A 25,994-nucleotide genomic window follows, 5' to 3' on the forward strand; every position below is an offset into this window, starting at 1 on the left:
TATGAAATTTGGGTTGCCTGTCACTGCCACACTGTTGATAGCGACTGCCGTACAGGCGGAGGATTATCGCGTGGTTTACTCCCCCAGCATGGCGCTGGAGGTGTTTATTGATAATGTTGACAGCAGTGCGCCGCGTGACTGGTGTAATAAATCTATTCATTTACGCATTGTGTCAGGCAAAAGCACGACACCCGATACACTGGGTAGCTTTTTGCCACGGGTTGGAACGCTACTGCAAAAACAGTGCAATAATCTTGAAGAACTCCCCTGGCAGATGACAAGCGAAAAGGGTTTAGCGCTGGCCAACGGTACCGCATTGAAACAGCATAACTGGCGCCCGATTCTCCTTGCAGATGCGCCGATCTCCACCAGCAGTAGTGCCTCACCGTCAGATTTGTCCCCGCCTGCAAATCCTACGCCGTTACCCGTTTTCGCCCTGCCGGGTGGCTGCCACTTTCGCACGTCATGGGAAGGCAACGGTAAATCACTTTTTATTCCAGATGATAAAAATCTGAACTGTACCTCCGGGGGCTGGCTTGAGGGCAAAAGCACGTTAACCCTCTACGTGGAGGGTGAGCATCAGTCGGTTGTCGTACATTTTTACCAGGGCTTCCCTCTGCACAATGTGCACCCTGCCAGTGGAGAAATTAATATTGTCTCAGCCAATAACCAGCGCTTGGTCGCCACGCTGGCAGGCGCACCGGACAGCTGGCTGCTGCTGAGATTTAATCCTGCTCTTCATGTGTGGTCATTTGATGGCACTCTTTTAGTAAAAATAAACCATGCTGAGACTGCCGATCATCTTTTACTGAAAGAGCGAGCAGAGTCCATACGTCAGACATGGTATTCAGTGGTGGATCGGCAAATAAAGATTAATGTGCTGCTGGTTGATTATTTGCACGTGGATCTAGCTGATCCGTCCACCGGTGCCTGGCGCATCGTTAACTGAGCGGGTTACCACAGGCAACACAGGACATCAGCCCCAGGAGAGTGTTTATATGTCGGCAAAAGATAAAATAGATAAAATAACAGATGTACCTGATGCACTTCCGGCAGGCCACCGTTTTAATGAGTTTGAAATCGAAGAGGTCATTGGCGGAGGTGGGTTTGGCATTGTTTATCGTGCCTGGGACCATCTGCTTGAGCGTACCATTGCTATCAAAGAATACTTTCCTGTCTCGTTGGCTACGCGTCATGATCGGCAAAATATTGTGCTGCGTGGCGAACGCCATCAGAAACTATTTAATGCAGGCCTTAATAGTTTTATTCATGAAGCCAGACTGCTGGCGCGCTTTAATCATCCGGGACTACTGCACGTCCTGCGATTCTGGGAAGAAAACGGCACGGCTTATATGGGGACGCTCTACTATAGCGGCATAACCCTGAAAAAGTGGCACCAGAATAATCCACACAGGCTAAACGATACCTGGATTCGCCAGCTGTTACCCCCTCTTTTCGGTGCAATTGATACCATCCACCAGGCAGGTTATCTTCATCGGGATATTTCACTGGATAATATACAGATTCAGGATAACCATCTGCCAATTCTGCTCGATTTTGGTTCTGCCCGTAAAGAAATAGGCAATCTCAGTGATGAAACCGAAGTGATGCTTAAGCCGGGCTATGCACCCATTGAACAATACAATGAAGACAGCAATGCCGATCAGGGTCCGTGGACAGATATCTATGCGCTTGGCGCAGTATTACATGCCCTGATAATGGGTTCACCGCCTCCGGTAAGCGTGGTGCGCTGTATTGAGGATCGCTACCAACCGCTGACCACACTCCGCCCTGAGGGCTTTTCACTACCCCTGCTGAATGCCATCGATCGTTCACTGGCAATGAAACCACAGGATCGTCCGCAGAGCATCGATGAACTGGCTGCGCTGATCGAACTCCCGGTGAGAACCGTTGAGGAACTGGTGGCTAAAGCGGCCCCCTCCAGAGAAAAGGCGGCTACCACTGCACCTTTACACCACGAGGAAGTGATTAGCGTTAATGCCCGAACGGCTGAAAATACAGCTGAGTCGGTCACCTCAAGCCCCATTTTTGCAATGCAAAAGCCGTTAATAATAGCGGGAGGGGTAATAGCTTGTCTGATTGCAGCCACAGTGTCCGTAATAAGCTGGATTGATCAGACGGCAGACGATGCCGGAAATAGCCCGTCCCCGGCAAGAGTTTCTGAGCAAACACCCGATAGCGTTCAGGAAATAGCCAAAGTCTATCTGAAAATGAATCATGACGAGCGCTTATCCGTGGATGGCAGAACGCATGCAGTCACGCCGGACAGCAATGGTTTTGCTTCACTGAGCCTGCCTGCAGGCAGCCACCAAATTGAAGTCGCAAGCGCTACCGCGACGCGCCGACAACAGCTTGAAGTCACGCACGCGGGTACATGGTTAATTGACCCGCGTTAACGCGCCTGTTAGCCAGCAACGCCTTGATTAAAACACTGCTGTATTTCCCGAACGCGCTCGACAATATCGGTCAGACAGTCATCATAGAGACCACGTTTTTGCAGTTCCTGCTCCAGCGCAAAAAGATACTGTGCGTTGGTTCCCAACGGCCCGCTCGCTTGTGCAATCAGCGGGGCAATGGTTTTTGGACAGGAGTCACTTTCATACAATGGATGGCAAGGGTTCATAATAAAAGCAATAGCTGTTACTTTGCGTCCATCAACCAGCATAAGCTCACACCAGGTTGGCAAATAGCAGCCGGTAGGCATTTCACGCTTCCAGAGCAGTTCCAACTCTTCCTGCAGCTGATTTTCCGGTAGCCTGTAAGCCAGCCCGATCGTGCGCCCTCCTTCCTTCAGCGCCAGCATTCTGCCCGGCTGGGAAGCACTACCTCTCCCGGAAGTCAGACGCAGGCAAAACGCTCTGTGCCATCCCTCCAGCGTCCCTTCTGCAACATCGTCAGATTCAAATACCGGGTTCCACATCAGTGAACCATAACCAAAAATCCATACCGGACTGCAATCGGGTCGGGAAGCCAGGATGGCGGTCAGTGAAGTCGCTCGCTGCTCGCAGGTCCAAAGCAGAGAGTCCTCAACAGCACCAAATGCGGTGCGGCAGTCCGCTTTTTTCAGGAAATCTTTTGTTAACATAGAACCTCCTCTGCCACTACACACTTCCTGAAACAACCTGTCCAGCAGTTAATTATTATTGGGAAATTTGTTATTTCGTTGTCAGTTCATGAACATAAGCTATTTGAGACCGGACAATCAAGTTTGGCATCGGTCAAAAAAAATTTTTTCACAGGCTGGATATCGGCTCTGGATTAAAAAACTTAACGGCAGTAAAACGTGCTCAGTTGTTACCATTTATTTTTACAGGTTCTGACAGCCAGCCCCTTTAATAACCGTTTTTAACAACATAAATCTTTTTAATGTGCTTTAATTCCCCCAAATGCGTATTCCGCTCCGACAAAATTAAACTATCTGAGTCACGCAGACAGGAAAAAACCGGGTATTCAGACGGCAAATTTAAAAAAATCCTTATAGTAAATAAACGTAAAACACCCAATTTAATCATTTATTTACCATTACAATGTTACCGCATTTTAATAATGCTCGCCCACCCATCACGCTATTTTCCTGTTAATCTTTTAACAGGCGGATATCAGGCCCAGAAAGACGCAAGTAAGGAGAACAGCACCTGTGACTGAATCAGAAAGCATCAAAACCCGTCATAAAGAGACATCATTACTCTTGCCAATTGTTGCACTGATAATTTTGTGGTTCTGGGGACAAAGTAGTTCCTTGCCGATCATCATCAGTATTAATCTGGTCGCACTGGTGGCAATACTTTTTAGCGCATTCAGCGTGGTGCGCCATGCTGACGTATTGGCGCACCGATTAGGAGAACCCTATGGTTCACTGATCCTCAGCCTGTCGGTGGTGATCCTGGAAGTGAGCCTGATCTCTGCATTGATGGCCACTGGCGATGCTGCACCGGCTTTAATGCGCGATACCCTCTATTCAATCATTATGATTGTCACCTGCGGTCTGGTAGGGTTTGCTCTGCTGTTGGGCGGACGTAAATTTGCCACACAGTTTATTAACCTTGCCGGGGTAAAACAGTATCTGATTGCGCTCTTTCCGCTGGTGATCCTGGTGATGGTGTTTCCGAATGCTTTACCGGATGGCGATTTTACTAGGGCCCAGGCGCTACTTATTTCAGCCATTTCTGCCGCGATGTACGGCGTTTTTCTGCTTATTCAGACGAGAACCCACCAGAGTTTATTTGTATACCAGCATGAAGATGACAGTGATGACGGCAACCCCCATCACGGCAAACCTTCCGATCATTCCAGCCGGTGGCACAGCGCATGGCTGGTTGTACATTTGATTGCGGTGATTGCCGTAACCAAAACGGATGCCGCTCCGCTGGAAGCACTACTGCACAGAATGGAGGCCCCCGAAGGTTTTATCGGCTTTTTGGTGGCGTTTCTGATTCTCTCGCCTGAAGGGCTTGGTGCGATCAAAGCCGTTCTGGCAAACCAGGTACAAAGAGCGATGAACCTGTTTTTTGGCTCTGTGCTGGCCACCATATCGCTGACGGTTCCAACAGTAACCATTATCGCTACTCTGACCGGGCAACAACTCATTTTCGGGCTTGATTCACCGCACATGGTTCTGATGGTGGCTTCCCTGCTATTATGTCAAATCTCGTTCTCGACGGGCCGCACCAACGTGCTTAATGGTGCAGCGCATCTTGCCCTTTTTATCGGCTATCTCATCACCATCATGCTGTGAAAAAAACAGCCCCGCTGCGAGAACGCAACGGGGCTGTTTCAGACAGCTGGCTATCCGGCCAGTTATCTTTTCCATATACCAGGGTATGTCCCGCCCCTTTCAGCGTTAATGTTTGTTGATCCAGCTGGAGTTCAGCGCCCTCCACTAACATTTCTCCGATGAGAACCTCCCACTGATTAAGGGAAGGATCGGTACACATCATGCGCGTGGAAGCCAACTGTGGCACCCTCAGAACACCTTGTTGCAGAGCGCCCTGACCGAAGAAACGATTGCACATCACACCGCTCACCCGCATATTCTGTGCAAAACTGATGCCCAGCTTCATTCCCGCCAGAGGTGGCACGATCTGACCATCTACGCTTTTCAGCGTAAAGTTTTGATTTGTTAATATCGGTTGAATGGGTTTATCAGACTAGGAACTGCAGCCAGAAAGCAGCACGGCTGCCGGGATTAACGTGCCGTTTTTCTTCATAAGCTTACTCCATGTAAAAAAGCTGGCACCACGTGCCAGCTCCCAGCATTATCAGTGACTGGTATCCAGCTCAGGAAAGTTTTTAACCAGATCGTCAATCGCTTTGATTTGTCTGAGGAAGGGTTCCAGTTTTTCCAGCGGCAACGCTGAGGGACCATCACACAAAGCATGAGCAGGATCAGGATGCGCTTCAATAAAGAGTCCAGCCAGGCCAACGGCCATACCTGAACGAGCCAGTTCTGTCACCTGTCCACGGCGACCACCGGATGCAGCACCAAAGGGATCGCGGCACTGGAGAGCATGCGTCACGTCGAAAATCACCGGACTGCCTTTTGAAACCTGTTTCATCACGTTAAAGCCCAGCATGTCGACTACCAGGTTGTCGTAACCATAATTGGTGCCACGATCGCACAAGATGACATTTTCATTACCGCCTTCCGCAAATTTTTCAACAATGTTGCCCATCTGTCCGGGACTGACAAACTGGGGTTTTTTTACGTTGATTACCGCCCCGGTTTTTGCCATCGCCTCGACCAAATCGGTTTGTCGGGCAAGGAATGCCGGTAATTGAATGACGTCAACGATCTCAGATACCGGCTGTGCCTGAGACACCTCATGCACGTCAGTAATGACCTTTACGCCAAATGTTTGCTTCAGTTCCTGAAAGATTTTCATGCCTTCTTGCTGGCCTGGTCCACGATAAGAACGAATTGACGAACGGTTAGCTTTATCAAACGAGGCCTTAAACACGTAAGGAATACCCAGTTTGCTGGTCACAGTTACATAGTGTTCACAGATGCGCATCGCCAGATCGCGCGATTCCAGCACGTTCATACCGCCAAACAGCACGAACGGCAGATCATTTGCCACCCGGATATCACCAATGTTTACCACTTTCTGTTTCATGTCATCGCCTTATGTTCAGTGCAGCGTAATCTGTTTTTGTTCAATCGAATGGATTTGGATCTTAATCATTTCGCTGACGGGATCGTCAGGGCAGTGCTCAACAAAATAGTTTAAATCGCTGAGGGCCACGTGCTCACAATCTAACTGGGCAAAAATTAGCCCCCGGTCACGAATTTCATAGGGATCTTCAGGATCCATATTCACCAGCAGCTGGCTGACCGCCAGCGCAAGTTCCATCTGTTTTTCATCCACTAGTGCCGCTTTAAGCGTATCAAGCATTTTACTCAGCACCTGCTGCGATGTTGCTTCATGCAGATCATCTTCATACAGCTCCGCTATCGGGCCAATATTGCCTTTTAACCAGACTTCCAGCGTATGTTCATCCAACGTATCGCCATTGAAAGGGTTGATGAGCCACATCTCCTCGTCAAGCCAGTCGGCTCTAAGTATCAGCTGCGTAGGAAAGATGACTGGCATCAGTGGCAGCGACAGCTGCTCTGCAATATGCAGGAAAATAACCCCCAGTGACACCGCAGTACCCTGCCGGGAATTCAGGACGTTATCCAGCCATAAGGTGTCGGAAAGGCGGTAGACACCGCTGGCACCGCCAAACCCCCACTGCCTCCAGAACAGTTCAATCAGCTGCTCCAGCTGCAAATCCTGATCCTGATGCGACGGGATGGCAGCACGAGCCTCGGACACCAGCAAGGCTAACTGCCTCGCCACTGCTTCAGCAGGAAAATCCGGGCGGATAGCCTGCATGGCGGCTATTACAGCCTCAGATAGCGGTGCAACTGTGAAATCTGTGGTTACTTTCGATGTCATACCTTCCCCAACAATGACATTCTGATGTTGGCCATATTATGAATTCGCACCAGTTATCGCAGGCACGAATTTTAAGGCAACTACCCTTATTTTATGCACTCCGGATGCCCCTCTGAAGGTAGCAGTCCTGTGAACTGAAAAGATGATAACGCCAAACGCTTTTTCCGTCAGCCTGACTGGTTATGCTACAAAGAGTAAAAGCAGATGGCATGGGTAACAACGGGCCGTTGCCACCAATCAAGGGCGCTTATCTGATTAAGGTTTCCGGGCAAAAGTCACCCTCTCGTTTTCACCATAATCCTGACAGGTTGCCACATGCAAAAACCTGTTCTCGCTCAATATGTTGCGCACTTGTGCGCCCTGCTGCCAGCCGTGCTCTAACAGTAACCAGCCGCCGGAGAGTAAATGCGCACTGGCCGCTGTCGCAATATGCCGGATATCAGCCAAGCCATCATCGGCAGCAATTAACGCACTGGCCGGTTCAAAACGCACGTCTCCCCGGGAGAGGTGTTGATCATCGGCATCAATGTAAGGTGGATTGCTGACAATCATATTGAACTGCCCGCCCGCCAGGGCGCTAAACCAGTTACTCTGATAAAAACAAACGTTGTTTATTGCCAGACGATGCGCATTTTTCCGCGCCAGCTCTACCGCAGCCGCAATGCGATCAACCCCCGTGACCTCACAATCCGGTCGCTCACTGGCGACAGCCAGAGCGATAGCCCCCGTTCCTGTGCCCAGGTCAAGAACGCTGCAGGCTGTGGCGGGCAGCTGCAACAGTGCCTGCTCTACTAACAACTCGGTATCCGGACGAGGGATTAACGTATCGGGCGAGACGGTCAGCGATAATGACCAGAATTCGCGTTCGCCTGTAAGGTAAGCAATGGGTTCCCCCCGCGCGCGACGGGCCAGCAGCGGCGTCAGTGCCTCCAGATGTGCCGCGCTGAGAAGAGTATCGTCAAAAGCAACTAACCAGCTGCGGGTACGACCGGTTACAAAACTCAACAGAATTTCTGCATCTCGCTTTGGGCTATCACTTTCGGCAAGTTCACTTACTGCCTTTTGCAGCCACTGCCTTATTTCCATTACTCCTGCCCGGCCAGCGCCGCCAGCTGATCTGCCTGATGTTCCTGAACAACTGGCTCAATCAACATGTCCAGCTTGCCCTGCATCACCTCATCGAGCCGATAAACGGTCAGATTAATACGATGATCGGTAATACGTCCTTGGGGGTAATTATATGTACGGTTGCGATCTGAACGATCGCCACTGCCCAACAGGTTACGGCGCGTGGATGCTTCTTCCTGCTGGCGGCGCGCGATTTCAACGGCCCGAATCCGCGAACCCAGCACTGCAAGGGCTTTGGCCTTGTTTTTGTGCTGTGAGCGCTCATCCTGACATTCAACCACAATACCGGTCGGCAAGTGCGTAATACGAATCGCTGAGTCGGTGGTATTAACGTGCTGTCCTCCCGCGCCAGAGGAACGGAAGGTATCAATTTTCAGATCGCCAGGGTTGATGTCAGGGAGTTCGGCTTCCGGCACTTCCGGCATCACCGCAACAGTGCAGGCAGACGTGTGAATACGCCCCTGAGATTCGGTTTCCGGTACGCGCTGCACGCGATGCCCCCCCGATTCAAACTTAAGGCGGCCATAAGCGCCCTCACCGACCACCTTGGCGATGACCTCTTTATAACCACCGTGTTCACCTTCATTTGCGCTCATCACTTCGACTTTCCAGCGACGTGATTCCGCATAGCGGGTATACATACGAAACAAATCACCGGCAAAAATAGCGGCTTCATCTCCGCCGGTTCCGGCACGAACCTCAAGGTAGCAGTTACGCTCATCGTCAGGATCTTTCGGCAGCAGCAGAATTTCCAGCTCCTTCGCCAACATGTCGCTGGCTTCGCGCGCCTCTTTTAGTTCTGCCTGTGCCATTTCACGCATTTCACTATCGGCCAGCATCTCTTCTGCCGTGGCGATATCATCCTGGGTCTGCTGCCAACGCTGGAAACACTGGCTGACGTCGCTCAGTTGTGCATACTCACGCGAAAGCATGCGAAAACGCTCCTGATCGGCAATAACGCTTGCATCACCCAGCATCGCCTCAACTTCTTCATGACGCTCCTGCAAGGCTTCCAGTTTTTCAACAATAGAAGGCTTCATTAATGATTTTTTACCTTATGATTCTTAAGAGAAAACGCTAATCCAGCCCAAGGCTGTCGCGTAAAATTTGCAGGCGTTCAGTATCCCCGTCACGGGCAGCCTGCTGAAGAGATTTTGTTGGCGTGTGGATCAATCGCCTGGTCAGCTTATAGGCCATATCGCGTAAGACGGACTGAGGATCGTCGCCTTGTTGCAGCGCCGCCAGCGCACGCACCTCAAGCTCTTTGCGAACCAGATCCGCTTGCGAACGATAGTCGCGAATGGTTTCAACTGCGCTTTGCGCACGCAGCCATGACATAAATTCACTGCTTTCTTGCGCAACGATACTTTCAGCCTGAACCGCGGCGGCTTTACGCCGGGCCATATTACTCTCAAGAATGACCTGCAAATCATCCACGCTGTAAAGATAAGCATTGGCGAGCTTGCCCACTTCAGGTTCCACGTCACGCGGTACGGCAATATCAACCAGCAACATCGGCTGATTACGGCGTTTTTTTAACGCCCTCTCCACCATTCCCTTGCCGATAATGGGCAGCGGGCTGGCGGTAGAACTAATGATGATATCAGCCTCGGCCAGGCGATCGTCGATATCCGCAAGACCGATGACTTCAGCATCCACTTCTTCTGCCAGCTGCCGGGCACGGGCGTAGGTGCGGTTGGCAATCATCAACTTTTGTACACAATGTTCGTTCAGATGACGAGCCACCAGCTCAATGGTTTCTCCCGCCCCCACCAACAGGACGTTAACCGTCGAAAGTGATTCGAAAATTTTCCTGGCCAGCGTGCAGGCAGCAAAAGCAACAGAAACGGCACTGGTACCGATATCGGTTTCCGTACGCACTCGCTTCGCCACGGAAAACGATTTCTGGAACATTCTTTCCAGTTCACTGGCCAGGGGCAGGCCACGGTGGGAATCAGCAAAAGCTTTCTTTACCTGCCCGAGGATTTGTGGTTCCCCCAGCACCAGCGAATCCAGTCCACTGGCAACACGCATCAGGTGGCTGACTGCCTCATTGCCATGATGCCAGTAAAGGCTGGCACGAACGTCATCAGCACTCAGCCGGTGATAGTCGCACAGCCATTGCACCAGCTGCTCCTGCAAATTTTCCTGCTGCTCCACACTTAAGTACAATTCGGTCCGGTTGCAGGTAGACAGGACAACCCCCCCCTGCACCAGCGGCTGGGCGAGAAGGCTGTCAAGTGCTTGATCTAACGACTCCTGCGAGAACGCCACACGTTCACGCAGAGTAACAGGTGCCGTTTTGTGATTAATTCCGAGAGCCAGCAGCGTCATAAGGCGTGATTGGGTTTATCCCACTGTTGATAAGGTTTTGTGAGGCGCATTCTACAAGATGAACGGAAGCAATAAAAGCCGTCCATACAGGTTCGCTGCCATGAGTGGCAGACCAACCAGTCTAAATAAGATAAATTGTGCATTGACGTTACGCTGGCAGGCAGCTAGCGTGAAAAGTTAGTTTGGGCATCAACGCCCGGCCAGAGTTTCAGGAGCTGAACCCCCTATGTTTATACAGAAACACCGTCTGATGCGGTTTCTTCCGCTTGCTGGCCTGTTACTTGCGGCCTGTAGCATAAATAAACCCCAGGGACCCGGGCAAAGTATCCACTCGCCACAATGGCAACAGTACCAGAAACAGGTGCAAAAAATTACCCAGTATCAAACCCGTGGCGCTTTTGCCTATCTTTCCGATAGCCAAAAAATGTATGCGCGTTTCAACTGGCAGCAAACTGCGCCAGACAGGTATCGCTTATTGCTAACAAATCCGCTGGGCATTACCGAACTGCAACTGGACGCGCAGGGCAGCGTGGTGCAGATTGTCGACAGCAAGGGCAAGCGCTATGTCAGTAATGATGCCGAAAAAATGATTGCACAGCTTACCGGGATGGCTATTCCATTAACTAATCTGCGTCAGTGGATAATGGGCCTTCCGGGTGATGCCACCGATTATTCACTGGATGATCAATACCGCCTGCGTGAAGTGCGTTATACCCAGGACAACAGGCAGTGGACGGTCAATTATCTGAGCTATGACAGCGGCCAGAACCCTGTCCTGCCTGCCAGTCTTGAACTTCGTGAGGGCAGCCAGCGCATTAAACTGAAAATGGACAGTTGGACCGTGAAATGAGCGCCAGTAATGTCAGAACGAACGATTCGTCCCTGAACTGGCCTGCTCCCGCCAAGCTAAACCTTTTTCTTTACGTGACCGGAAAAAGATCTGACGGCTATCACAATTTGCAAACGCTGTTTCAGTTTCTGGATTTTGGTGATGAGCTGACCATTACCATAAATCACAGCGGAAACATCGAGTTGCTTAATGCCGTAGCAGGGGTGCCAGAGGAACAAAATCTCATTGTCCGCGCCGCAAAACTGCTACGTCAGCATGCGCTGAACCAGGGCAGGCTGTCAGAACAGGCAGGGGCAAAGCTGTCGGTAATCAAAAACCTGCCAATGGGAGGCGGGCTGGGAGGCGGCTCGTCAGATGCCGCCACGGTACTTGTGGCACTCAATCACAGCTGGAAAACGGGCTTCAGCCTTGATGAACTTGCCGCTTTCGGCCTGGCGCTTGGCGCGGATGTGCCGGTTTTTATCCACGGCTATGCAGCAATAGCGGAAGGCGTCGGTGAAAAATTGATCCCGGTAAATCCACCGGAAAAATGGTTTCTGGTGATCCATCCCGGCGTTCACATTCCCACACCGCTAATCTTTAACGATCCCGAACTGACGCGCGATACGCCACGGAGAAATATGACTGAATTATTACTGAGCGATTATCACAACGATTGTGAGCCAGTAGTAAGAAAACGTTTTCGCGAGGTTGAACAGCTCGTTTCCTGGCTGCTAGAATACGCGCCGTCACGCCTGACCGGTACTGGCGCTTGTGTGTTTGCCCAATTTGACACCGAGTCCACTGCCCGCCAGGTGTTTGCGGTTGTTCCGAAAAAGTGGCAAGGGTTTGTCGCGCGGGGTCTTAATGTTTCGCCGCTGCACGCCCACCTTTCGGTCCAATGCGAAAAAGAGCTGTGGTGACAGCGTCAACCTGTTTCAGACGTTGCATCGCACTCACAGATACTTCCGTATGAACCGATCAGCAGTATACCGCCCAGTGCTGCTGACTATGATGTTCATTCTCTGGACGCAAAGCCTGAGGTTCTTCTCGTGCCTGATATGAAGCTTTTTGCTGGTAACGCCACCCCGGAACTAGCACAACGTATTGCCAACCGACTCTATACCAGCCTGGGCGATGCCGCCGTTGGCCGATTCAGCGATGGTGAAGTAAGCGTACAAATCAATGAAAACGTACGCGGCGGTGATATTTTCATCATCCAGTCCACCTGCGCGCCCACCAATGACAACCTGATGGAGCTGGTGGTAATGGTGGATGCACTGCGTCGTGCTTCCGCTGGCCGTATCACTGCGGTCATCCCCTACTTTGGCTATGCCCGTCAGGATCGTCGAGTGCGTTCTGCTCGTGTGCCAATTACCGCGAAAGTGGTAGCCGATTTTCTGTCAAGCGTAGGCGTTGACCGGGTACTGACGGTTGATTTACACGCAGAGCAGATTCAGGGCTTCTTTGATGTCCCGGTTGATAACGTTTTTGGTAGTCCAATTCTGCTGGAAGATATGCTGCAGATTGGGCTTGAAAACCCGATCGTGGTTTCACCCGATATCGGCGGCGTAGTTCGCGCCCGTGCAATCGCTAAACTGCTGAACGACACGGATATGGCGATTATTGACAAACGTCGCCCTCGCGCCAATGTCTCTCAGGTGATGCATATCATTGGTGATGTTGCGGGACGTGACTGTGTGCTGGTGGACGACATGATCGACACAGGCGGCACACTATGCAAAGCTGCAGAAGCGCTTAAAGAACGTGGTGCAAAGCGCGTTTTTGCCTACGCCACTCACCCGATTTTTTCCGGCGACGCGGTAGAAAACCTGCGTCATTCGGTAATTGACGAAGTGGTAGTCTGTGACACCATTCCGCTACCGGAAGAGATCAACGCGCTGCCGAATGTGCGTACTCTCACACTCTCAGGCATGCTGGCCGAAGCCATCCGGCGTATCAGCAATGAAGAGTCCATTTCAGCGATGTTTGAGCATTAATCATAGCGTACCTTCAGCAAAAAGACGGGGTGACCCGTCTTTTTTTTACCCCTGCATGAACACCACCTCCTGTGGAGGTGGTCAGCAATAAGTTGGCTCTGTCAGTCATGCTACTCATGGGAAAATCCGAATCTGTTATCCCCATAACTGCCAGGGATTTAACCATGAGTAGATTCCAGAAAGCATCTCATGTGCCCTGATGTTGTCAATATCATATCGTATGGACACCCAGGTACCGGTTTCGCATCCTCAGGAACAATGTTGGTAAAGAGGTCTGTGAGCCGATAAGGATCTCAGGTGAGCAGCCCGGGATAGAAGTAGTGGAGCTGAATGTCCAGACAGACCATGTCCCTTTGCGGGTAAAAGTGCCTCCACGGCTTTCGATTTCCCATGTAACAGGCGACTTAAAGGGTAAAACAGCCCTTCGATTGTTCAGTAAATTTCCCTGCCTGCGTAAGAACAAGCAGTGGGGGAATGATTTTTGGGCAAGAGGTTATTGTGTCGATACCGTAGGTATAAACGAAGAAATGATAATAAAGTACGTGAAGTATCAGGAAAAACATGAAGTTGAAGAGAGCCAGCTTCCACTGAAATAAGTGTGAAGGGAAGGCTCTCTGAGTCTGGACTTAGTGCGCCCCTGTGGGGCGATATCAATGCCACCTGCTATGCAGGTGGTTTTTTTACTGCTGACTGAAACCTTGTCCCGCTGGCGCACTCATCAACCGGTTTTTAGCCCTACCTGATTGTCTTTGGATTTAAATCTGGCAGTACAGGCAAAAGCTTCATTTTTAGTATGCTGCGATGAAACGCGCTGAGAGCCACCTGCTGTGAACAAGATTTCTGCTGCTGATTCAGGCTGATGACAGGCTTTACTCTGTCACAGGTTTATTCGAAATGGCAGGCCGAAGGTTATTCCTGCCTTTTGCTCATCGACCATCGGCACTATCCATTTTTACCCGCATTATTGCATCTGAAATGCGCTATAGAATTACGCTCTGATTACCCTGCTTTCTTCGCCCGTTTCAGGAAAATACCCATGCGGCGACGAGGCCTTACTCAAAATTTCCGGGGCTTCAGCCACGGACAATGACGGACAGACGCAGAACCGACGTTGTGAAATTAACCCGCTAACATCAATGATGAGGGTGATTCGCCGTTCTGCGGCAACGCTTGTCCCCATAGTGGCGCACCCAATAGTAACGGTCAGTTATTTTTTCCCTGCCGCTGATACGGGCGCCAACCAGCCACATCAATGCACCAACAAAGATGCTGAAAATAGCCCCGAGAACCATCATTTCAGGTAACCGCAATTGGGGTAGCTGATTTAAAACCGCATATCCCACGCCAACCACCATCACAGCCAAGCCGAGCGCCATCAGCGCATTACCAGTTAAGCAGGCATGTTTACGTTTCATTATGCACCTCCAGATGAATAATCCGATACATTTCTGCTAATGATTCCAGGCAAGAGCGGTCCAATTCGTTGCGGGCACGATCACATTTTCAGCAGGTAAATTGACAAGTATTTACATTTAGCTCGCTGATTCATTTATAGAAAATACATTATCACCTGACTGAACCAATTTTTACGCGCGCGTTTTTGAGTTCTGCCGCCACTGTGAGTAAACTGGGTTCCCTTTTCCGCACTTTTCAGGAATTCAGATAAGTGAGCAGCATCAAACTGATTGTGGGCCTTGCCAATCCAGGGGCCGAATACGCAGACACACGCCATAATGCCGGTGCCTGGTACATTGATTTACTGGCAGATCGCCACAATCAGTTGTTGAAAGAAGAGAGTAAATTTTATGGTTTTACCGCCAGGCTAAATATCGAGAGTGCGGATATCCGGCTGCTGGTGCCATGTACCTTTATGAACCTGAGCGGTAAAGCGGTGGCGGCGATGGCAACGTTCTACCGTATCAGCCCGGAAGAGATTCTTGTGGCACATGATGAACTGGATTTGCCTCCGGGCGTGGCGAAATTTAAGCAGGGTGGCGGCCATGGTGGTCATAATGGTCTGAAAGACATCATCAGCAAACTGGGCAATAATCAGAACTTCCACCGCCTGCGCCTTGGCATTGGGCACCCGGGAGACAGAAACAAAGTGGTGGGATTTGTACTGGGTAAACCACCAGTCAGTGAGCAAAAGCGTATTGATGAAGCCGTGGACGAAGCGGCAAGATGTACTGAACTGTGGATAAAGGAAGGCAGCCTGAAAGCAATGAACCGCCTGCACAGCTTCAAGGCGGAATAATAGCGGGGCTCATCAGTGCAGCACCGATGGCGAGCCTGTACATAGATTTGTGTAATTGCCTGATTTTGATATGTTCAATCCAGCATCAAAAGCAGGTTAATTTATGGACGAAAAACAGTCGCAGGCCCTGGCTAACGAACTGACCAAAAATATCAAAACCCCTGACGATCTCAGTCAGTTTGAGCGCCTGCTGAAAAAAATCAGTGTCGGGGCGGCGCTCAACGCCGAAATGACCCGTCACCCCGGCGACGATAAAAATCAGCCAGAACTGGCGACCAACGCCCGCAACGGCCACACCCAAAAGACGGTTATCACTGGCGATGGCCCAAAGAAGGTGATAGCGAACATTGGGAGAAAAATATTTCAGCGTCCTCCAGCTACTATCTATGGGTCAACAGAGAAACGAATGAAGTTGGTCTTTCGAAAGTAACATACTGAGCAACAGTAAATCAGGAAAAATAAAATTTATACGTTTAAGTGTCCACCTATCTACCGCAGTGATATTTTTCATTTAATTCAGTGAGTTAAATGGTAGGGAGTTGACCTTTTAAGTGTCTACCTTTTGTATATAAAACAATCAAAAAGTAGACGCGGCAGACAGTTAACTGTTAAGTGTCTACCATGTTAATTAACTGATTTGTATATAGTTATTAGCATCGGCAGACAGGATAGACACTTAAACCAGTTATTTTAATTGGTCATACCTATTACGTGCAAATAACCAATGGTGAATATGTAAAAGCTGGGTGTCAGAATCACACAGTTGAGAAATGGCACAATTTCAGTCAACGTGAAATAGCAGAAATGGATGGACGAAAAGCTTTGAAGTTTTATCCACGCCCGCTGGATATTATTGACTTCAACCCTGGCAGGGGTGAGAGGCCGGACTGGTTAACCAGCAAAGAATATATTGATGAAGTCGCATAAGCGGCTTTTTTATTGCCTTAATATCAGGAGGGGAAATGAACTTTGATTTCGGAGATTACACTCTGATAGAGCAAAAACGATATTACGCTCCTAATGAGATGTTCTTTCACAAAGTAATTGGACGCTTGAGGCCAAATTCATGGGTGGATGTGCCTGTAAAAATACCTGCCACCAATGTGATTCACGAACAGATGGAAGAGGTTTGTCTTTGTATTTGCTGCGGCGTTGATGAAACGGAGGTGAGAAAATACCGAGTCAAAGACATGCAGAAATCACAAGCCCGCAAATAACCCGGTAAGGAGAGAAGATGAATCCACGTCCAGAAGATTAATTACGAGTAGCAACCGAATGCCACCACTTTGACAGCATGACGATGTTGCTCACCGATGGTTGACGGAAAGTACGGGTGCGTCAGAAAGGGAGTTTGGTGAGGGCAACGAGCACGCCAATGGCGGCGACAAGCATACCGCCGAGCCTGACAGTAAGCTGGAGGCTTAACTTATCGATTTTTGCTTCAAGGTCCTTGCGGACATCGGCTATCTGTGCATCACTTTTCTCGAAACGGGAAATCATCTCCTTGCGGACATCGGTGATTTCAGTGCGCACCAGAGCAATATCAGACTTCAGCTCTTTGCGGACATCGGTGATTTCAGTGCGCACCAGAGCAATATCAGACTTCAGCTCTTTGCGGACATCGGTGATTTCAGTGCGCACCAGAGCAATATCAGACTTCAGCTCTTTGCGGACATCTTCAAGGTCGCGCTTAACGACTGTAACTTCGGATGAAAGCTCTTTTTTAGCATCGCCAAGATCGCGCCGGGTCGCAACATCAACTGCCTCGTGAGAATCACGAACCGCAAGCGAAATAGCCTTAGCCTGCTCTTTAGGCAGGCCAGCACCTTCGAGGGTTTCAACGAATTTCAGTGTGTCAAATGCAACCTGTGCCATAAATAAATCCTCCTGATGATGGACGGGATTCTAACCCGGGTTGGGGATTGACGCCAGTGTATGGTTGCGGTAGATTGCGGGCAGGTGCTCAAAACACCTGTTAGAGCGGCAACCGCATCCGACAGACATGCGGATTTTTTACGTCCATATTTTGATATATGGTCGGGCGTGTGGCTAATACAAGGGGTCTGAAGCCCAACCGTACGAAAACGTACGCTAAGTATGTTTTTTGAATAGATGGTCATCAAGCCCCGCAACAATATGACCGTCATAGAGGCCATTCATCCGTTTCTTCCGCTTGCTTCAGTGGCCTTAGCTGGCCTTTTGTTGCCTGCTCCGCAAGTGTGAACGTGTAATGCCCCAGCATGTCGATATGCGCGTGCCTCAGTGGCGAAAGTCTGGTTTCATCCTCTTCAATTATGGTTTCCCCTTCATTACGTAAATGATCCTGTGCAGCCTGCATATAGATGGTATTCCAGAGAACGACTGCATTGGTCACCAGTCCCAGCGCACCCAGCTGATCCTCCTGCTCATCCTGATAGCGTTTCCTGATTTCACCTTTTTGTCCGTGGCAAATCGCTCTGGCTACAGCATGTCGGCTTTCTCCCCTGTTGAGTTGGGTCAGGATGCGGCGGCGATAATCTTCATCATCAATATAATTAAGCAGATATAACGTTTTATTTATTTTCCCCGCTTCGATAATCGCCTGCATCAAGCCGGAAGGTCGTTCACTGCTCAACAATGAACGGATCGCCACTGAAGCGCGTATTTTTCCCAATGTCAGGGAACCAGCCATACGCATCATGTCATCCCAGTGCTGCTCTATCTTCTGCGTATTGGCTGTGTTACGGGCAAGATCATTCAGTACGCCATAATCCGCATCTTTGTCCACGCGCCAGAACACTGAAGCACCTGCATCCGCCAGGCGCGGAGAAAACTGATAGCCCAGTAACCAGAAAAGGCCAAAAATCAGATCGCTGGAGCCTGCCGTATCGGTCATTATTTCCGTTGGGTTTAGCCCGGTTTGCTGCTCCAGTAACCCTTCCAGAACAAAGATAAAATCCCTTAGCGTACCTAGAACGACAACGCCATGAAATCCGGAATGCTGATCTGAAATAAAGTTGTACCAGGTAATCCCGCGGCTGGAGCCAAAATATTTTCGGTTTGGCTCTGCGTGCACTGTCCGGACAGGTGCAATAAATCGCATGCCATCCGCAGAGGCCACTTCGCCACCACCCCATTTCTGAGCCAGAGGCAGAGTAGACTGATAATCAACCAGTCGTGCATTGGCGCTGACCAGCGTTTCAGCACGGAGGTAATTCTGTCGGGTCCAGTTCAGCCGATGACGGGTCAGCGCCGAGATATTTGGGCGGATAAATGGCTCCAGCCCAATATTACAGGCCTCGGCCAGTAACACAGCACAGATACTGATGGTCAGGCCCTCCATTCGAGCGCCAGCCTCGCTTGCATGGGTAAATTCATCTGCAAATCCTGTATGTGCGTTAATTTCAAGAAGGAGTTCGGTCAGATCGACAACTGGCAGCAGGTCAGATATACGTTTAGATAGTAACTTTAGCGACGGCGGCTCATCCAGTCCGTTCAGATGAGCAATGGTCAGCTTTGTGCGTTTGCCGGTGAAATCAAGCGAAACGGCCCGATTATCGGCAAAATTTTTTGCAACCTGTCGGTATACCGTGTCGAGCTGCCGGGTCAGCGCGTTGACCGCCTTTCCGGCATTAAGAGGATGCCCGAGGGAGCGATACACCTGTACTCTGTTGGTGTGCCAGTCCTGACCCTGGAGAAGTTTAGCCCTCGGATCTCCCAGGCGTTCGCTCCGTGTGACGTAGATATCCCGTCGCCGCAGACTGTTCTGTAACTTATTCATAACACAAAGGGTATAACCCTGTCGGGATAAATGACCGTCTTTGCCATAACAGAGTCGCTTCCAGCGTGGTTTTACCTGCCGGAGCGGCGCTGAATTCAATATTTTCCAGCAAACAGGGAAGAAAGCGTCGGACCCTTCCATATTGTTCCACCATTTCATCGTGAAAGCTGGCATCAGGAAGCCGGGCAATAGCGTTTATAAATGTAATGGTGTCGGCCAGCCTGGCCGGAGGAAATTTTTCAAATATTGTCGAGCGGAGCAACTCACTGTCGACATTTTCATCCAGAAGCATCGAGCAGATATTTGCCAGTTCTAATGCCGATTTATCAAGATCTTTCAAAGTTCTCAGGCGTTTTTTCTGCCCAATTTTTTTCGCCTCCCGGCCGATATCAGCAATCACTCCATCCAGGACGTCCAGCGCGTCATCCAGAGCCGATATTTCGCAAGAACGGACAAAGGCAACCAGCATCGCTGTTCGTCTTGCGGGCAGCATACGGGCTATTTTGTACACTGAAATAATATCCGCATACCGGGCGAGGAGGAATACCGGTAAAGTCGAGCCCCTGGATACCAAATGCTTTCAGTTTCAGGTAGCGCGAGACGGCCTGATTAAATGCCGGGCCGCTGATGGCAACAGGCCCTTTTCTTAACTGATCAAAACGTGAAGTACACACTCCATCAGGCACCTGTAACAGTTCTTCAAGTAATGAGCATTGTTCTCCTGATGCCAGCCCGGAAAGACGTGACCAGAGTCTGTCTGCTGATTTTTCAAGAATTTCCGATATCAGACGGGTCAGTGTGGTTACGCCAGGCAACAGTATTTTGTTTTGCAGTAGCCAGATCGAAAAGCAACCCCAGTCGTTCATTGTTGAGCCAGCTGCGGGTGAACAGTAAACGGTTCAGCCTGAAGGTCCACGGCCAGGCAAAATCACGATAGCCATACTGCCGTCGTATCAGTGCCTGATGTTCGCGCAATGTGGTTTCTCTTCTGGAAATTCGGAAAGAACACCTGTATCAGATATTCCCAGTTGTCGTGCAACAAACAACTGTACGTTAGCCGGAATCGATGACAGGTTATGGGGCCATGTGCCAAGAAAGCGAACACATCCAATCAGCAACGCCACTGCAAGACGATTTGCCCTGCCGCGCCGGTTGTTAATGAACTCCATATCCGCTTCATCCAACAGAAAGAAGCGAGCCAGCTGAACATCATTAGGTTCGCCGGAAAACTGACCATAGCTGGCCCGTTGATCGGCATTTAAAAAATCGACGGGCAAAATAGCCTCCCTAGCATGAGTAAAGAAAACGGTAGTTTTCTTTACTCTGATTTATCGTTTCGGCTCTAAACGGAACGACTGAATAATTTTTAGTAATATACCCGGTAAATAAAACAATGTTAGCATTCATGCATTGCAGACGAGTATATTAACAATGTGTGAGTTAAATGATGTTAGTCGGGTATGCCCGGGTCTCAACCGATGACCAGAATCTGAACTTACAGAGGGATGCGCTTCAGCTGGCAGGATGCGAAAAAATATTTGAAGACCAAATCAGTGGAGCTAAAGCAGAACGGCAAGGGCTTCATGCTGTACTTCAGTTTGTCCGTACCAGGGATACACTGGTGATCTGGCGTCGGGATCGACTGAGCCGTTCACTAAAAGATCTAATTGAAATGGTCAAGCTTCTCGAATCGAATAGCATCGGCTTAAAAAGTCTTCAGGAATCCATCGACACCACTTCCAGTTCCGGGATGCTAATATTTCATCTGTTTGGTGCACTGGCAGAATTTGAACGTAACTTGACGCGTGAAAGGACTCAGGCCGGGCTTCAAGCGGCCCGGGCAAGAGGGCGCAAAGGTGGGTGTCCTAAGGCTCTGAATAAGGATAAACAGGCGTTGGCCGTTCGGCTGTACGATGAAAGAAAACATACTGTCGCACAGATATGTGAACTAATGGGGATTTGAACGGTAGCACGCCTGCGGCGTGAGCTCGTCTGCTGCGCAGCCGAAGTCCTTTCCACCCTCATCGCCGTATTTTATACTGTCTTTCATGTACATACCGCGACCTGCAAAGCTCCTGTTCCAGCACGATGACGGCTGGGAGCGCTTCCTTGATAAGAATGGCCATCAGCTCAGCGACTGGACCAAACTCTCTGTCGAGCGCATGCTTGCCTGCGGGACCTGCGCCATGGGCGTTCGCCGCTATTGCTGCAGTTCCCCTGACTGTACCCACTCGCGCTTTCTCTGCCAGAGCTGCAAGTCCAAGGCCTGCAGCAGCTGCGGCCTCAAGGGCACCGAGCAATGGATCGCCGGGCAGCAGCACATCCTGCCCGACTGCGACTGGCAGCACATCACCTTCACCATGCCGCACTTACTGTGGCCGTTCTTCAATAACAACTGGCCGCTGCTCAACGACCTTTTTCGCTGCGCCACCCGCGCCATGCTCAGGCACGCGCGCAAGCTGGGTATTGAAGTCGGTATTTTCTGCGCCCTGCACACCTACGGACGCCAGCTCAATCAGCATCCGCACATCCACGTCTCCATTACCCGCGGTGGCCTCGACGTCAGACACGGCGTCTGGCGCGATCTGTTCTTCAAAAAACAGCAGGTTGAAGTTATCTGGCGCGGTGCCGTTATCCGCCTGCTGCGTGACAGCTACGATCGAGTCAATCCCGGCAAGCTGCCCAACCTCGGGCATATCCGCGATGAGAAACAGTGGAAACGCTACCTGCAGGCGCAATATCAGCGCCACTGGAAGGTCCACTTCGCCAAAAAGACCCGCGGGGCCGGGCGCAGCGTAAAATACCTGGGCCGATACCTGAAACGGCCGCCGGTCGCGGCTTCGCAGTTGCGCCATTACCGCGGCGGCTCGGTGGTGCACCAGTACTACGACCACAACACGCAGCAGCACAAACGTCAGAAACTAAGCCAGGAGGAGATGCTGTGGCGTTACATCAGCCACATCCCGTCCCGACACTTTAAAATGGTGCGTTACTACGGTTTTCTGGCCAACCGGAAACGCGGCACGCTACTGCCAAAGGTCTACGAAGCGCTGGAGATGACACCGCGTGAGAAACCGCAGAAGCCGGGTTTCGCGGTGCTGATGAAAGCCTTCCTGGGTACCGACCCGTACCAGTGCATCCTGTGCAAGGGCCGGCTGCGTTTTGCCGGCGCTGTGGCGGGCGATCACGCTACAAAAATGCTCTCTGACAGGCTGTATCAGATGGCGAAAAAACGATGGCTTCAGACCCCGGACTTGGAAAAGTGCGCCTGAAAAATGGGTTTTAGATGAAAAACACAGCAAACACAGTGTTTTTGCGCATTATCCTGCGACAGCCATCCCCATATGGGGAATTCCTTCGCCATGGTTCATGGTTAGGAAACTCAAAAAGGGTCGATTGAGTTTCCTAACCATGAACGTAGCACGCCTTTGGCGTGAGCGGCCCTGCTGCGCAGCTTCGGGTGTTTGCATGACCGGCGCTCCGCTTTATACTCTGCAACCATGCATATCCCCCGCCCCGCCAAACTCCTCTTCACCGTCGATGACGGCTGGAACCGCTACCTCGAAAAACACGGCGACAACATCAGCGACTGGACCCGACTCTCCGTTGAGCGCATGCTCGCCTGTGGCACCTGCGCCATGGGCGTACGCCGCTACTGCTGTGCCTCGCCGGACTGCACGCACTCCCGCTTCTTCTGCCAGAGCTGCAAGTCAAAGGCCTGCAGCGCATGTGGCATGAAATCAACTGAGCAGTGGATAGCCGGGCAGCAGCACGTCCTGCCCGACTGCGAATGGCAGCACATCACCTTTACCATGCCCCACCTGCTGTGGCCCTTCTTCAGCAACAACTGGCCCCTGCTCAACGACCTGTTCCGCTGCGCCACCCGCGCCATGCTGAAGTGGGCGCGTCGGCAGGGTATAGAAGTCGGTATCTTCTGCGCCCTGCATACCTACGGCCGGCAGCTGAATCAGCATCCGCACATCCACGTGTCCGTCACCCGCGGTGGACTTGACGTAAAGCACGGCGTCTGGCGCAGCCTTTTCTTCAAAAAGAAGGCCGTGGAGGAAATCTGGCGGGGTGCCGTTATCCGCCTGCTGCGCAGCAGCTATGAGCGGGTCAGTCCCGGCACCCTGCCGGGACTGGGACATATCCGCGACGGGGAGCAGTGGCGGCGTTACCTGAAGGCACAGTATGGCCGGCACTGGAAGGTACACTTCGCGAAGAAGACCCGGGGAGCCTGGCACAGCGTGAAATACCTCGGCCGCTACCTGAAGCGCCCGCCGGTGTCGGCTTCCCGTCTGCGACACTACGGCGGAGGCGCGGTAGTCCACCACTACCTCGATCACCGCACGGGAAAGCATAAACGCCAGATGCTGAGCCAGGAAGAGATGATCGGGCGCTATATCAGCCACGTTCCGGCGCGGCATTTTAAGATGGTGCGCTACTCCGGCTTTCTGGCCAACCGCAAGCGGGGCACGCTGCTGCCGAAGGTTTACGAAGCGCTGGAGATGACGGTACGGGAAAAACCGAAGCGGCCCGGGTTTGCGGTGCTGATGAAAGGCTTCCTGGGCACGGATCCGTACCAGTGCATCCTCTGCAAAGGCCGGCTGCGTTTTGCCGGCGCCGTGGCGGGTGATCACGCCACAAAAATGCTCTCTGACAGGCTGTATCAGATGGCGAAAAAACGATGGCTGCGGATGCCTGAGCTGGATCGGTGCGCCTGAAAAACAGGTTTCAGGTTAAAAATACGGCGAAGATGGCATTTTCACATCAAAACCCACACAGATCAGCAGCAATGGAGTAGATCGTGCCACTTTTCATGGTCAGGCGATCTCAAAAGAGGCGATTCAATCTCCTAACCATCAAGGCCCACCATCTATAAATATATTGATGCTGAAAAAAAATAATTTTTCCTCATAATCATACCATGATTGGGTATATATTTAATTTGAAAAATTCTTATGGATGAAGACATAAGCATTTTTATGGTGGTAATTTAAAACCCTGCTTTTGAAAGTATTTTAATATTTATCTTTATTGTGGGGCTATCTTTCCCAAGAATATCATCTAATTTTAAAATGCATGAATGATATTTTTCCTTAATTTCGTTTGGAATGTATCTAAACCCACCTTTAATATAGTCGGAGATTATTTTTTCACTTAACCATCAATATACTCTAATGTATCATACTTAAATACAAGTCCGAAATCTATGGGTCCCGCGCTGCCTTCTGGAGTTTTCAAAAAGTTAGATGGTTTTGCGTCACCCATAAAAAATCCTTTTTTAAATAGATGATTAACTCCTGTTAATGTGTCTTGAAAACTTGGAGTTTCGCCGTTAACAAATGGCATTTTAATACAGTTATCTACTATGGTAGCTGCGTTTTGAAAACTCCTTTTTGTTATATTGTATTCATCGCACATATTTGCTTCATGAAAAATTTCATTTGGTGTTAAGTTTTTCGTTTTCTTTAGAACAGTCTCACCTTCTTTATATACAGTCCCTCTTGATCCCTTACCTAATAATTGTTTCACCTCGTCAGGGTTGTAATTTATTTTTAGCAATTCCTTCGCATTGACTTCCCACGAGTGAATTTGAGAATTGAATCATCTTTTACTGGTTTAAAACTTTTTATTTTCGTGATTAACTTGGAAACTTTTTTATAATTCACATTAGTACTGCATAGGGTGCCTTTGATTATAAAATCAGCCTCTCCATTTTTAAATTCATACTGAGTATTTGCTATACTCACTAATTTATCCAGCAATTTACCAGATAGTGATGTGTTGTTTTTTTAGCAATGACACTTTGTAAATTATCAGTGTGAATATTTATTTTTTCTTTAAAAAAACTAATCATATTAAGATCACCTAATTATAGATTTAGTGAGTGATAAGGATGCCAGCTTCCACCTATTATAATGTTTTTTCTGTATGTTCCTTTCAAAAAAGAGGCATATGAAGTGCGGGCACAGCTGTAATCTAAATCGCCAATTGATTAAAAAATGCACTTATCGTACGAAAACGTACGATTGGGCTTCAGACCCCTATAACCATAAAAACTGTATATAATCAAACACCTTTTTTGTACAGTATAAAATTTAAGTTATCTTGAATTCACTGACAAGTGATAAAATAATAAACCTTATAAATCTACTAATTTTTAGTAGATTTATATTTTTATCCCTGCATGAACATAGCGCCCTTACAGGGCGAGCGTCACGGCTCTGCCGTTCCGAGGGTGTTCATGACCGGCTCACAGCTTTATACTCTGCGGTATGTTAATTTCTCAGGAAATCATTCACATTGCCCGTAGCAAAGCCCCCAGAAAGCGTAAACCCACGCCCTCGTCCCGACGCGCTATACCCGGATATCCTAAGCGTTTTCTGGTGTCCATTCCGCCCCGGAGCGATTATGACGACCCCGACGAGTTTTTTTACGACACTCCGCAGGATGCCATTCGTCACTGTGTCCACCTGGGGCCACAGTTTTTCCTCGATACACACTTCGACCCGCCTCTCGTCTGCATCATCCGCGGCTTTGAGCCGCCTGACTCACCCGACGGCGATGTCGTCCTTGAGTCCATGCCAGCCGATGTGTTTATTATCGCCACAGAATCCGGCATGCTGCCGGTGACCTTCGCTCCCTGGGATAAACACACCGACAACTGGGCCGATGACTGTGACGACTGGCACTATAATACCGGTGCCACTGCAGAGCGATAATCCGC

23 protein-coding genes and 2 pseudogenes are annotated in these 25,994 nt (G+C 50.1%); 14 read left to right on the plus strand and 11 right to left on the minus strand.

Going from position 1 to position 25,994, the window contains the following annotated elements; translation table 11 throughout:
- Position 1: 1 nt before the first annotated feature.
- Entirely contained in the window at positions 2-949 is a 948-nt protein-coding gene (locus tag LU633_RS14490) for a hypothetical protein (RefSeq protein ID WP_016189461.1), read from the plus strand.
- 49 nt (positions 950-998) lie between these two features.
- Positions 999-2,417, plus strand: coding sequence for a serine/threonine protein kinase (locus tag LU633_RS14495; protein WP_016189462.1), 1,419 nt, complete (start codon positions 999-1,001; stop codon positions 2,415-2,417).
- An 8-nt stretch (positions 2,418-2,425) separates the two neighbouring features.
- Here LU633_RS14495 and LU633_RS14500 read toward each other — a convergent pair whose 3' ends face one another.
- On the minus strand, positions 2,426-3,106 hold the full coding sequence (locus LU633_RS14500; protein WP_016189463.1) for a gamma-glutamylcyclotransferase: 681 nt from the start codon (positions 3,104-3,106) through the stop codon (positions 2,426-2,428).
- 552 nt (positions 3,107-3,658) lie between these two features.
- Here LU633_RS14500 and chaA point away from each other — a divergent pair.
- Positions 3,659-4,756 carry a sodium-potassium/proton antiporter ChaA gene (chaA, locus tag LU633_RS14505; RefSeq protein WP_016189465.1) on the plus strand — a complete coding sequence of 366 codons (1,098 nt, stop codon included), beginning with the start codon at positions 3,659-3,661 and terminating at the stop codon, positions 4,754-4,756.
- On the opposite strand, the gene LU633_RS14510 is transcribed toward chaA, so the two are convergent.
- The 6 genes from LU633_RS14510 to hemA form a co-directional block, all read right to left on the minus strand.
- Positions 4,746-5,099 carry an META domain-containing protein gene (locus LU633_RS14510; protein WP_071598848.1) on the minus strand — a complete coding sequence of 118 codons (354 nt, stop codon included), beginning with the start codon at positions 5,097-5,099 and terminating at the stop codon, positions 4,746-4,748. The genes chaA and LU633_RS14510 overlap by 11 nt on opposite strands.
- 180 nt (positions 5,100-5,279) lie before the next feature.
- The gene (kdsA, locus tag LU633_RS14515) at positions 5,280-6,134 is read right to left on the minus strand and encodes a 3-deoxy-8-phosphooctulonate synthase (RefSeq protein ID WP_016189467.1); all 855 of its coding nucleotides are present in this window, start codon (positions 6,132-6,134) and stop codon (positions 5,280-5,282) included.
- 15 nt (positions 6,135-6,149) lie between these two features.
- Positions 6,150-6,959, minus strand: coding sequence for an invasion regulator SirB1 (sirB1, locus tag LU633_RS14520; protein WP_040465265.1), 810 nt, complete (start codon positions 6,957-6,959; stop codon positions 6,150-6,152).
- Positions 6,960-7,214: 255 nt separating this feature from the next.
- On the minus strand, positions 7,215-8,045 hold the full coding sequence (prmC, locus tag LU633_RS14525) for a peptide chain release factor N(5)-glutamine methyltransferase (RefSeq protein WP_016189469.1): 831 nt from the start codon (positions 8,043-8,045) through the stop codon (positions 7,215-7,217).
- The gene (gene prfA, locus LU633_RS14530; RefSeq protein ID WP_016189470.1) at positions 8,045-9,127 is read right to left on the minus strand and encodes a peptide chain release factor 1; all 1,083 of its coding nucleotides are present in this window, start codon (positions 9,125-9,127) and stop codon (positions 8,045-8,047) included. The genes prmC and prfA overlap by 1 nt, the downstream gene beginning before the upstream one ends.
- Positions 9,128-9,164: 37 nt before the next feature.
- The gene (gene hemA / locus LU633_RS14535; protein WP_016189471.1) at positions 9,165-10,421 is read right to left on the minus strand and encodes a glutamyl-tRNA reductase; all 1,257 of its coding nucleotides are present in this window, start codon (positions 10,419-10,421) and stop codon (positions 9,165-9,167) included.
- Between the two features lie 226 nt (positions 10,422-10,647).
- Between hemA and lolB the strand changes: the two genes are divergently transcribed.
- The 4 genes from lolB (at position 10,648) to tnpA (ending at position 13,846) form a co-directional block, all read left to right on the plus strand.
- Positions 10,648-11,271: a lipoprotein insertase outer membrane protein LolB gene (gene lolB / locus LU633_RS14540; RefSeq protein WP_016189472.1), complete on the plus strand. Its 624-nt coding sequence runs from the start codon at positions 10,648-10,650 to the stop codon at positions 11,269-11,271.
- Positions 11,268-12,173, plus strand: coding sequence for a 4-(cytidine 5'-diphospho)-2-C-methyl-D-erythritol kinase (gene ispE, locus LU633_RS14545; protein ID WP_016189473.1), 906 nt, complete (start codon positions 11,268-11,270; stop codon positions 12,171-12,173). The genes lolB and ispE overlap by 4 nt, the downstream gene beginning before the upstream one ends.
- Positions 12,174-12,302: 129 nt before the next feature.
- On the plus strand, positions 12,303-13,250 hold the full coding sequence (gene prs / locus LU633_RS14550) for a ribose-phosphate diphosphokinase (RefSeq protein ID WP_016189474.1): 948 nt from the start codon (positions 12,303-12,305) through the stop codon (positions 13,248-13,250).
- A gap of 215 nt (positions 13,251-13,465) precedes the next feature.
- The gene (tnpA, locus tag LU633_RS14555) at positions 13,466-13,846 is read left to right on the plus strand and encodes an IS200/IS605 family transposase (protein WP_233482030.1); all 381 of its coding nucleotides are present in this window, start codon (positions 13,466-13,468) and stop codon (positions 13,844-13,846) included.
- 537 nt (positions 13,847-14,383) lie between these two features.
- Here tnpA and ychH read toward each other — a convergent pair.
- Positions 14,384-14,665 carry a stress-induced protein YchH gene (gene ychH, locus LU633_RS14560; RefSeq protein ID WP_016189476.1) on the minus strand — a complete coding sequence of 94 codons (282 nt, stop codon included), beginning with the start codon at positions 14,663-14,665 and terminating at the stop codon, positions 14,384-14,386.
- Positions 14,666-14,916: 251 nt separating this feature from the next.
- Here ychH and pth point away from each other — a divergent pair, with 251 nt between their 5' ends.
- From pth to LU633_RS14575, 3 genes and pseudogenes are all read left to right on the plus strand, one after another.
- Complete coding sequence (gene pth / locus LU633_RS14565; protein WP_016189477.1) at positions 14,917-15,504, plus strand: aminoacyl-tRNA hydrolase; 588 nt, start codon at positions 14,917-14,919, stop codon at positions 15,502-15,504.
- 103 nt (positions 15,505-15,607) lie between these two features.
- A pseudogene (locus tag LU633_RS14570) lies at positions 15,608-15,832 on the plus strand (IS256 family transposase); the annotation flags it as partial.
- A gap of 634 nt (positions 15,833-16,466) precedes the next feature.
- Complete coding sequence (locus LU633_RS14575; RefSeq protein WP_016189480.1) at positions 16,467-16,721, plus strand: hypothetical protein; 255 nt, start codon at positions 16,467-16,469, stop codon at positions 16,719-16,721.
- A gap of 121 nt (positions 16,722-16,842) precedes the next feature.
- Here LU633_RS14575 and LU633_RS14580 read toward each other — a convergent pair whose 3' ends face one another.
- Together LU633_RS14580 and LU633_RS14585 are read right to left on the minus strand one after the other, a co-directional pair.
- Entirely contained in the window at positions 16,843-17,379 is a 537-nt protein-coding gene (locus LU633_RS14580; protein ID WP_233485067.1) for a coiled-coil domain-containing protein, read from the minus strand.
- Positions 17,380-17,647: 268 nt separating this feature from the next.
- Positions 17,648-20,541: pseudogene (locus LU633_RS14585) on the minus strand (Tn3 family transposase).
- A 170-nt stretch (positions 20,542-20,711) separates the two neighbouring features.
- Here LU633_RS14585 and LU633_RS14590 point away from each other — a divergent pair.
- The 3 genes from LU633_RS14590 (at position 20,712) to LU633_RS14600 (ending at position 23,988) form a co-directional block, all read left to right on the plus strand.
- Entirely contained in the window at positions 20,712-21,227 is a 516-nt protein-coding gene (locus LU633_RS14590; RefSeq protein WP_040465354.1) for a recombinase family protein, read from the plus strand.
- 85 nt (positions 21,228-21,312) lie between these two features.
- Positions 21,313-22,536: an IS91 family transposase gene (locus tag LU633_RS14595; RefSeq protein WP_046371918.1), complete on the plus strand. Its 1,224-nt coding sequence runs from the start codon at positions 21,313-21,315 to the stop codon at positions 22,534-22,536.
- Between the two features lie 228 nt (positions 22,537-22,764).
- The gene (locus tag LU633_RS14600) at positions 22,765-23,988 is read left to right on the plus strand and encodes an IS91 family transposase (protein ID WP_046371907.1); all 1,224 of its coding nucleotides are present in this window, start codon (positions 22,765-22,767) and stop codon (positions 23,986-23,988) included.
- Positions 23,989-24,424: 436 nt separating this feature from the next.
- Here the strand turns inward: LU633_RS14600 and LU633_RS14605 are convergent, their stop codons facing one another.
- Entirely contained in the window at positions 24,425-24,829 is a 405-nt protein-coding gene (locus tag LU633_RS14605) for a protein kinase family protein (RefSeq protein ID WP_016189485.1), read from the minus strand.
- A gap of 824 nt (positions 24,830-25,653) precedes the next feature.
- Here LU633_RS14605 and LU633_RS14610 point away from each other — a divergent pair.
- Positions 25,654-25,989 (plus strand): hypothetical protein, encoded by a 336-nt coding sequence (locus LU633_RS14610; protein ID WP_052734695.1) that lies wholly within the window; start codon positions 25,654-25,656, stop codon positions 25,987-25,989.
- Positions 25,990-25,994: the final 5 nt, after the last annotated feature.

It is taken from the genome of Erwinia tracheiphila, assembly GCF_021365465.1.
GTDB lineage: Bacteria > Pseudomonadota > Gammaproteobacteria > Enterobacterales > Enterobacteriaceae > Erwinia > Erwinia tracheiphila.